The organism is Rothia sp. HMSC076D04, from assembly GCF_001814645.1.
GTDB classification, from domain to species: domain Bacteria; phylum Actinomycetota; class Actinomycetes; order Actinomycetales; family Micrococcaceae; genus Rothia; species Rothia mucilaginosa.
On the sequence record NZ_KV817360.1, the window covers coordinates 119,646 to 126,606 of the forward strand.

The 6,961-nt window shown below is 59.8% G+C and carries 6 protein-coding genes; 5 read left to right on the forward strand and 1 reads right to left on the reverse strand.

Going from position 1 to position 6,961, the window contains the following annotated elements; genetic code table 11:
* The first annotated feature begins 45 nt into the window (after positions 1–45).
* The 5 genes from HMPREF2980_RS00825 (at position 46) to HMPREF2980_RS00845 (ending at position 6,082) form a co-directional block, all read left to right on the forward strand.
* Positions 46–966: a polyphosphate polymerase domain-containing protein gene (locus HMPREF2980_RS00825; RefSeq protein WP_049346069.1), complete on the forward strand. Its 921-nt coding sequence runs from the start codon at positions 46–48 to the stop codon at positions 964–966.
* A gap of 227 nt (positions 967–1,193) precedes the next feature.
* Positions 1,194–2,900 carry a carbohydrate-binding domain-containing protein gene (locus HMPREF2980_RS00830; protein ID WP_070689776.1) on the forward strand — a complete coding sequence of 569 codons (1,707 nt, stop codon included), beginning with the start codon at positions 1,194–1,196 and terminating at the stop codon, positions 2,898–2,900.
* 392 nt (positions 2,901–3,292) lie between these two features.
* Entirely contained in the window at positions 3,293–3,502 is a 210-nt protein-coding gene (locus HMPREF2980_RS00835; RefSeq protein ID WP_005504588.1) for a DUF3073 domain-containing protein, read from the forward strand.
* 319 nt (positions 3,503–3,821) lie between these two features.
* The gene (locus tag HMPREF2980_RS00840) at positions 3,822–4,892 is read left to right on the forward strand and encodes a phosphodiester glycosidase family protein (RefSeq protein ID WP_070507162.1); all 1,071 of its coding nucleotides are present in this window, start codon (positions 3,822–3,824) and stop codon (positions 4,890–4,892) included.
* Complete coding sequence (locus tag HMPREF2980_RS00845; RefSeq protein ID WP_049346066.1) at positions 4,889–6,082, forward strand: bifunctional glycosyltransferase family 2/GtrA family protein; 1,194 nt, start codon at positions 4,889–4,891, stop codon at positions 6,080–6,082. The genes HMPREF2980_RS00840 and HMPREF2980_RS00845 overlap by 4 nt, the downstream gene beginning before the upstream one ends.
* A 166-nt stretch (positions 6,083–6,248) precedes the next feature.
* Here HMPREF2980_RS00845 and HMPREF2980_RS00850 read toward each other — a convergent pair.
* Positions 6,249–6,961: IS3 family transposase (locus HMPREF2980_RS00850; protein WP_083313490.1), on the reverse strand; the 713-nt coding region annotated here is incomplete at its 5' end.

The window sequence follows — 6,961 nt, forward strand, 5'->3', positions numbered from 1 at the left end:
CAGCGCACAGCACGCAGGGGCGGCACCCCAGAAGGACGAAGACCCATGACTAACGCAGCCGCAAACATCATTCCCACAGAGTGGAAGAGCATCAGCCTCGAAGCCATGAACGAAAAGGCAGCCATGCAGACCCGCGTGGACCGCAAGTACATTGTCGACGCAGAAACCGCCGCCAAGGTACTCTCCACGCTCGACGCAGACGCCTCCGTCATGGAAATCGATGGCCAGCGCGACTTCGCCTACGACTCGGTCTACTTCGACACCCCGCAGATGCAGAGCTACCACTCGGCAGCCTACAGCCGCGACGACACCTTCAAGATCCGTACCCGTAGCTACCTGGACTCGGAACTGACCTTCCTGGAGGTCAAGACCGACGGTGAGCAGGATATGACCGTCAAGAAGCGTATCCCGTACACCTTCGAGAACCGCGATACGCTCACCGCGGAAGGTCACGAGTACATCACCGCAGCACTCGGCGATATCCTCGCCGGCCCCGTGCACAAGCTGGAGGCGGTTCTGACCACCGGCTACCGCCGTACCACGGTCTTCCTGCCGCAGAGCGAGAAGAACCCGGTCGCCTCCCGTATGACCGTAGATAACGCCCTGACCTGGACCCCCATGTCCGAGAACATCCTCATGGCGGGCGTGAACTACCGCAACTTCCACGGCAACCTGGTCGGCACCACCTACGGCCTGCCGAATGCGGTCATCATCGAAACCAAGTCCGGCGTGGAGCCCTCCGTGGCAGATCAGCACCTCTGGGATGCGGGCATCACCCCCGCGAAGATTTCCAAGTTTGCAACCGGTATGGCGGCGTTGAACCCGCAGCTGGCAAGCAACAAGTGGGAAGAAACCCTGAAGAACTGGATGCACCTGGAACCGGTCAATGGCACCCGCCTGAACGTGGATGACATGACCGAAGAGGACTACCAGAAGCTGCTGACCGAGCGTTTCGCAGCCGCCTAAAACGGCAATCTGGCTATAACAACAATCTGGATGCGCGGGTAGGGTAGCGCACCTACCTTACCCGCGTCCCCAGCCCCCTAACCTATACCCCCGAACCAAGCACAACATCGGCCTTATTCGCCCCACACAGGCAATAACCGCTCTCACACATATTCACATTTCACATACGTCTTACCCCTGTGGCGCTGGCTCTACGCGAGTGGTCACCCAAACACAAAGGAAAACCCGTGAAAAAGAGCAATATGATTAAGAGCGCAACCTCCATTACCCTCCTGGCAGCCCTGGCGTTGACCGGCTGCTCGGCAACCTCGGCATCGAATGCCAGCGCTTCGAGTGCAATCAGTACCTCCGCTTCGAGCACTTCGGGCACCACGTCGAAGGTGGCAGACTCCTTCTCCACCGACGTGAAGAGCGGAGCGAAGCTCGCCGAGGACACCCACTACTCTGCGAAGGATCTGACCTGGGATTCCTCCAGCGAAGTTACTATCGATCTTTCTAACCCGACCGCGACCGACGGTGTGACCGTCAGCGACGGCGTCATCACCATCACCAAGGCGGGCAACTACAAGCTCACCGGCACCTACGATGGCCAGATTAAGGTTGATGCAGCCGACAGTGACATGGTCCGCCTGATCCTGAACAACGCGACAATCACCAACTCCACCGGTGCAGCTATCAACGTTGTTGAGGCGGACGAGGTCGTTATCTACACCGCCTCGGGTAGCACGAACACCGTCTCTGACGGCTCCTCCTACTCGGATACCGCCAGCGGCAGCCCCGATGCAGCTATCTACTCCAAGAGTGACCTGACCCTGGCGGGCGAAGGCACCCTGAAGGTTGAAGGTAAGTACGAAGAGGGTATCCACACCTCTGACGGCCTGGTCATTGCCTCCGGCACCCTGGAAGTGAACGCGGCAAACACCGGCATCAAGGGTAAGGACTACGTCGATATCCTGGACGGCACCATCACCGTGACCGCAACCAAGGACGGCATCAAGGCAACTAACGACACCGACGGCAACCGCGGCTGGGTACGCCTGAGCGGCGGTACCGTGAACATCTCTGCAGGTGATGACGGTTTCAAGGCTGAGCGCGTGCTTGAAATCTCCGGCGGTACCCTGAACATTACCAGGGCGAACGAGGGTATTGAGGCGCAGTACATCAACATCCTGGACGGCACCGTGAACGTGACCAGCTCCGATGACGGTATCAACGCCTCGTACAGCACCACCTCGACCAGCACTGAGTCGGCTACTGCAACCTCGACTACTGCAACCTCGACTAAGCAGAGCGCGCAAGGTGGCCAGAACTCTGCACCCCAGGCACCCAGCGGTAGCGCAGGTCAGGCACCTGCAGGTGGCGGTCAGGCTCCCTCCGGCACCATGGGTCAGCCCCCGGCTGGCGGTGGCGCAGGCGGTGGCATGGGTGGTGGTGGCGGCACCTTCGAGGTCGTCGACGCAACCATCAACATCACCGGCGGTACCGTCACCGTGAATACGAACGGCGACGGCATCGACTCCAACGGCACCGCAACCCTCTCGGGCGGCACCCTGATCGTGAACGGTCCCTTCACCGGCGGTAACGCATCCCTGGACACCAACGGTGACCTGCTGCTCAACGGCACGACCGTGGCCGCGGGTAACTCCGGCGACATGTTCGAGGCACCCTCGACCAACTCCACCAGCGGCTACGTGAAGATCAGCAACGTATCGAACCTGAGCGCAGGCACCACCGTACAGGTGACCGACTCCTCCGGTAACGTGGTGGCGAACTACAAGGTGACTAACTCCAGCACCGCACTGATCCTGGTCTCCAGTTCCAAGATCACCAAGGGCGAGAGCTACACCGTGTACACCACCACCGATAGCGTGGATGCCTCCAGCACCACCCTGGCTTCTAACGCCACCTCGCTGGGCTCCTTTACCGCAAGCTAGCAGCTCCTTCGCCGCAGGCTCAGCGGCAGGGGGCTCTCCCTTAGACCCCGTGCGGGATGTCATGACCTGCACGGTACCCTCTCTGAACCCGGTCTTGTGAGTGAGCCGGAGGCAGAGACACTCGCCCCGCATCGGATGTAGTGATATATCCGGTGCGGGGCTACGTGTTATATAGGGTGTGTGGCGTCTGGGGTAAAAAAGCCGCGGGTGCAAAATAAAACGGTTGTTCCGGTGCGAAGAAGTGTCATGATACGCAAAATAGGTGCCGTTGAGCGAGACATTCAGGGCTGAAACAGGGTACTCTATAGTGTAGTAAAGACTGTTGAACGATCCGAGAGCGATGCGCCGCGCGTGCTGTTCGCCTCGGACAGGATGAAAGAGGGGGTCACGCCATGGGGCGCGGCCGTCAGAAGGCTAAAGCAACTAGGCAGGCTCGGGAGATGAAGTACTTCAGCCCCGAGACCGACTACAGCGCACTCGAGCGCGAGCTCAGCAGCGCGAAGAAAACGAAGTCCTCCGATTCGTCCCGCCGTCGCTATGACGACGAGGACGACTACTCGGCATACGCAGAAAAGTACGCGTCCTACGAGGATGAGGCATAAAGAATACGCGGAATGATTCGGTGCATATCGACCGAGCGTATTTCATAGATGATGAACCGGCTTGAGGCCCCGTACGGGGTGCTCAGCCGGTTTTTTCGTGCCTTCGAGTGGCCACGTGCGCGTGGGGGAGTGGGGATGCGGTGGGTGCTCAACTGCTTGGTACACACAGCCAGTACACATGTTTATACATGGGTGTGTATAGCATCTTCTGGTAATACGGAACAGGCAGTAATAAAAAAGCCTGGAATGAATAAGCATACATAGCTTCTGCACAGCTTAGTAATGCCTGGCACAGAGAATAGCCCGGCATTCTAGAGACATGAACAACGAACAGAACATGACTCAGAACATTGACCAGGCCACCCAGACCGCAGCGGAACAAGCTAACGCAGCGCAAACCGCTGCAGAGCAGAAGCTAGCCAAGAAGAAGCTCACCCGTCGAATTTTCATCGGCGGCGGCCTCGGCGCACTCGCAGTAGTTGGCGGCGGCGCAGGCTGGGCGTACAACCGCTACCTGGCAGAGCACACCGAAATCGAAGATACCACCGCCTACGAGGCGGCAGCAGCCCAGGCAAACGCAAGCGCCTCCGGCTCCGCCACCGCAGATCCCACCGAACTGACCGGCGTGAAGGTCAACGGCCAGAGCCTCACCGCTAACGAAGGCTCGATTACCATCACCTCCACCACCACCGGCAGCGGCTCGGACGCGGTCGTCTCCTTCGTAGCAGACATCAAGCTCGACAACGCAACCCTGCTGCGAAGCGCCTTCGCCAACAACAAGTTCGGCCAGAACATCATCGACACCCCCTCGAACATGGCGTCCGAACACAACGGCATCTGGGCGATCAACGGCGACTACTACGGCTTCCGTACCACCGGCATCGTGATCCGAAACGGTGTTGTCTACCGTGACTCCGGTGCACGTGAAGGCCTCGCCTTCTACCGCGACGGCTCCGTCAAGCTCTACGACGAAACCGCAACCAACGCCCAGACCCTCGTCAACGAGGGCGTGTGGAACACCCTCTCCTTCGGCCCCGCACTGGTCAAGGACTCCGCAATCGTCGACGGCATCGACAGCGTCGAAGTGGACACCAACTTCGGTAACCACTCCATCCAGGGCTACCAGCCGCGAACCGGTGTGGGCGTGCTCGGCACCAACCACCTGGTCTTCATCGTGGTCGACGGCCGCTCCACCAACTACTCGCGCGGCGTGACCATGCCCGAGTTCGCCCAGATGTTCAAGGACCTCGGCTGCGTGAGCGCCTACAACCTGGACGGTGGTGGCTCCTCCGCCATGGTCTTCAACAACAAGCTGGTCAACCGCCCGCAGGGTGGCACCAAGGAACGTGGCACCAGCGACATCCTCTACATTGCAGGGAGCGCATCGTGATTATCCTGATACCTGCCTATAAGCCGGACCAATCACTGGTCCGCCTTGCCCGGGCCCTGCGCAAACAGGACCCTGCCGCCGAAATCCTCGTGATTGACGACGGATCCGGCAGCACCTACGCACCCATCTTTACCGAACTGCGCATCGACGGCGTGACCGTGCAGATCCACCCCGCCAACAAAGGCAAGGGTGCGGCACTGCGCACCGGCATCGCCTGGGCGAAAGCAAACCGCCCCGGCGAGGTCATCGTCACCGCCGACGCGGACGGCCAGCACCTACCTCGGGACATCTTCCGAGTGGGTGTGCGCACCGAAACCGCCGCAGCGGCAGGTCAGCGGAGCATCATCCTCGGCGTGCGTACCAAGCCCGACCCGAACGCCGGCGAAGAAGGCACCAAGGTGCCGCTGCGCTCCAAGATTGGCAACAGCGCAACCGTAGGCTTCTTCGCCTTGGCGACCGGAGCCCGCGTGGCAGACACCCAGACCGGTCTGCGCGGCTTCACCCCGCAGATCCTGGACTGGCTACTGCAGATTCCCGGCGATAAGTACGAGTACGAGTTCTCCATGCTGCTGCGCGCAACCCGCGCAGACGTGGAACTGGTGCAGGTACCCATCGTGAAGGTCTACGAGCCCGGCAACCCGACCAGCCACTTTAGGCCCCTGCAGGACTCGGCGCTCATTTACGCACCGCTGCTTGCCTTCCTGGCATCGTCTTTCCTGACCGGCTTCCTCGTGGATGCTATCGCCCTCTTCATCCTGGTGGGCTTGGGTGCTCCGCTCCTGGCAGCCGTAGTCGGTGCACGTATCATCTCGGCGCTGACGAACTTCACCGTCAACCGAATGCTCATGCACGACGGAGGCGCACGCCCCTCGGCATCTTCCTCGCTGGTGCGGTACGCCGTGCTGGCGGTGGGTATCCTCGCAGCCAACGCGGCTCTCATGGAAGCCCTAACCGGTCTGGGCGCGTCCCTGCTGGTTGCCAAGATCCTGACCGAGCTGATCCTTATTCCGGTCAGCTTCGCGGTCCAGCGCCGCTGGGTTTTTCTACCCGCCAAGAGTCAGGAAAAGCTGCGAGCGAAGGAAATTGCCACCAACGCACCTTCGGGTCTGCGCGCGGTGAGCTACGAGTCCGCTCGCATGGAGGCAGCCGGTATCCGTACCGGTGTGCGCGCCTCCCAGGTACGCCCCTAGCGGCTAGTTCACTAGGGGCTACCTACAAAACTTCTCCCACCTGTCAGTCGTGAGGGTGGGTGGGAGATGCAAGCTGCAGCACCACAAGCGGCAGCATTCTGTTCACGAAAAGCCCCCGCTGAAAATGAACTGCGCCCCGAAACTTGGACGCTATAAATAGTAGCCGCTATGCAGCTTCCTGCAGGGCCTGATCCCGGTACTCTACCGGGGTCAGGCCCCTAAGCTTTACCTGGCGCCTTACCGTATTCCAGTGCATGATATAGGCGTCAAGGTCAACCTTGAAACTCTCAAAGGTCTGCCAGTCTTGGCCACGAAAAAACTCGTCCTTAAGGTGTCCGAAGACCTGCTCAGTGGCACCGTTGTCGATGCAGTTGCCTTTGCGTGACATGCTCTGAATAAAACCATTATCAGCAAGCGTTCTGACATAGGTCTCATGCTGATACTGCCAACCCATATCCGAATGCAAAACCGGTTCAACCCCTTCAGGTTTAGCATCCATGAGTACCTGAAGCATCTCTTGCTGCTGGGCAAGATTAGGGCACATCGAGATGGAGTGGGCAACAATCTCCTTGCTGGCAAAGTCATAAACCGGAGCGAGATAGGCCTTACCAAAGGAAAGCTTAAACTCGGTAACATCGGTACCCAACTTCTGCCAGGGGCCATCGGCCTTGAAGTTGCGACCGATGATGTTGGCGAAACTTTGCCCCGCCTCCCCTTTGTAGGAGTTGTACCTGTGGTAGGCCCTCTCGCGGCGTATACCGCAGCGCAACCCCATCTGACGCATCATCTTCAAGACCGTCTTATCGGCGATGCGCACCCCCTCCTCCGCGCGCAGGCACATAGCTACCTGCCTGTGACCGCACCCGTTGGGGGTTCGCG

Coding starts and splice junctions, on each gene's coding strand:
- HMPREF2980_RS00825 (WP_049346069.1), top strand. CDS start 46: ATGACTAACGCAGCCGCAAACATCATTCCCACAGAGTGGAAGAGCATC.
- HMPREF2980_RS00835 (WP_005504588.1), top strand. CDS start 3,293: ATGGGGCGCGGCCGTCAGAAGGCTAAAGCAACTAGGCAGGCTCGGGAG.
- HMPREF2980_RS00840 (WP_070507162.1), top strand. CDS start 3,822: ATGAACAACGAACAGAACATGACTCAGAACATTGACCAGGCCACCCAG.